At 55.5% G+C, this 2,407-nt stretch carries 3 protein-coding genes and 1 pseudogene; all 4 read left to right on the top strand.

The window, feature by feature from the left end; genetic code table 11:
* Nucleotides 1–162: DNA-directed RNA polymerase subunit alpha C-terminal domain-containing protein (locus tag AC1DH9_RS28100; RefSeq protein WP_477809233.1), on the top strand; the 162-nt coding region annotated here is incomplete at its 5' end.
* 42 nt (nt 163–204) lie between these two features.
* Nucleotides 205–414 (top strand): annotated as a pseudogene (gene rplQ / locus AC1DH9_RS28095) (50S ribosomal protein L17); the annotation flags it as partial.
* A 139-nt stretch (nt 415–553) separates the two neighbouring features.
* A complete protein-coding gene (locus AC1DH9_RS28090; protein WP_427541599.1) occupies nt 554–2,002 on the top strand; it encodes a catalase in 1,449 nt (482 codons plus the stop codon).
* 155 nt (nt 2,003–2,157) lie between these two features.
* A partial coding sequence (locus tag AC1DH9_RS28085) for a ferritin-like domain-containing protein (protein ID WP_477809232.1) occupies nt 2,158–2,407 on the top strand: 250 nt, incomplete at its 3' end.

Raw genomic sequence — 2,407 nt, 5'->3', positions numbered from 1 at the left:
ATTCAGCGTACCGAAGTAGAACTGTTGAAGACTCCGAACCTTGGCAAGAAATCCTTGACTGAAATCAAGGACGTTCTGGCCTCCCGCGGTCTGTCCCTCGGCATGCGCCTCGACAACTGGCCGCCTGCAAGTCTTAAGAAGGACGACAAGGCGACTGCCTGATCGTCGTAATCACCGAACGTTGTGTTTGGTAAGGAATGAACCATGCGTCATCGTAAAAGTGGTCGTCACCTGAGCCGCACCAGCTCGCACCGCAAGGCCATGTTTCAAAACATGGCGGTGTCGCTGTTCGAGCACGAGCTGATCAAAACTACACTGCCAAAAGCTAAAGAACTGCGTCGCGTTGCTGAGCCGCTGATCACTTTGGCCAAGACAGACAGCCTGGCTAACCGCCGTCTGGCTTTCGACCGTACACTATATGTGTGGGTTGATCATTAGTATTTTTCTATCGATGTCTACAAGTTAATGAATTTGTGACTGTCATGTTGATGATTAATACTTCCCTCCAAGCCGATTAGCCGGCAGTTCCGAGACTGACACAGGAAGAGATCGCATGAGCCAGAATAAAACGCTTACCACCGCCAGTGGCGCGCCCGTCGCCGACAACCAGAATTCCCGTTCCGCTGGCCCTCGTGGCCCGCTGCTGCTCGACGACTTTCACCTGATCGAGAAGCTTGCCCACTTCAACCGTGAAAACATCCCGGAGCGCCGCGTACACGCCAAAGGCTCGGGTGCTTATGGTACGTTCACCGTTACCCGCGACATTACCCAATACACCAGTGCCAAGCTGTTTGAGTCGGTTGGCAAGCAAACTCCGACCTTCCTGCGTTTCTCCACCGTGGGCGGCGAGCGCGGATCAGCAGATACCGAACGCGACCCGCGTGGTTTTGCGCTGAAGTTCTACACCGAGGAAGGCAACTGGGACATCGTTGGCAACAACACGCCAGTGTTCTTCATCCGTGATCCGTTGAAGTTCCCGGACTTTATCCACACCCAAAAACGTTTGCCGCAAAGCAACCTGAAAAGCGCACAGATGATGTGGGACTTCTGGTCGCATTCGCCTGAGGCGCTGCACCAGGTCACCATCCTGTTTTCGGATCGCGGCATCCCTGACGGCTACCGTCACATGCACGGCTTTGGCAGCCACACCTACAGCCTGATCAGCGCCAAAGGCGAGCGTCACTGGGTGAAATGGCACTACAAAACCAAACAGGGCATCAAGAACCTGGCGCCGGCAGAAGCTGCACGCCTGGCCGGGACTGATCCCGATTACGCTCAACGCGACCTGTTCGGTGCAATCGAGCGCGGTGACTTCCCGAAATGGCGCGTGTGCATTCAGATCATGACCGAGGCCCAGGCCGCGGCGCATTACGAGAACCCGTTCGACGTGACCAAAACCTGGTCGCAGAAGGAGTTCCCGCTGATCGAAGTCGGTGAGCTTGAGCTCAATCGAAACCCGCAGAACTACTTTGCTGAAGTCGAGCAGGCAGCGTTTGGTCCGAGCAACATGGTGCCGGGTGTGGGCTTGTCGCCAGACCGTATGCTGCAAGGTCGGGTATTTGCCTATGCCGATGCCCACCGCTACCGTGTTGGTACCAATCACCAGCAGTTACCGGTGAATGCGTCGCGCAGCCCGGTCAACAGCTATCAGCGCGACGGCTCCATGGCATTTGGCAGCAACGGTGGCAGTACACCGAACTACGAGCCTAACAGCTACGCCGGTGCACCGAAGCAAGCGCCACAATACGCTGAGCCAGCGCTGGCCCTGAACGGCGCGGCCGATCGTTATGATCACCGTGAAGATACGGATTACTACAGCCACGCCGGTGCGTTGTTCCGCTTGATGAACGATGAGCAGAAAACCCTGCTGATCAACAACATTGCTGGTGCGATGTCGGGCGTTTCCAGTGATGTGGTTCAGCGTCAACTGCAGCACTTCTACAAAGCGGATGCCGCTTACGGAGAAGGTATCGCAAAGGCCTTGGGTGTACAGCTGAACTAAGTCTAAACGATAAGCAGAACCGCCCTCATTTGGGCGGTTTTTGCGTTATTTAAGCTGGTTTTCTCGGAGTATCTTCGCTTTTATCGCGTTATTGGAGTGACCTATCAGTCCGCTTGGTTCAAACTACAGCCTTTCAAGCAGGGAGATGTAGGGCGATGCAAGGCCACCCAGACGTAATCGATTACCTCAACACGTTGCTCACAGGCGAACTGGCAGCACGTGATCAATATTTCATCCATTCGCGGATGTATGAGGACTGGGGCTTTACCGAGCTCTACGAGCGCATCAATCACGAGATGGAAGAAGAAACCCAGCACGCCGATGCGCTGATGCGCCGAATCCTCATGCTGGAAGGCACGCCACGCATGCGTCCGGACGATCTGGACGTCGGCACCACGGTACCCG

This window comes from Pseudomonas sp. 05T35 (assembly GCF_056396605.1).
Note: the sequence above shows the minus strand (reverse complement) of the source record. Positions and strands in the feature narration are given on the sequence as shown.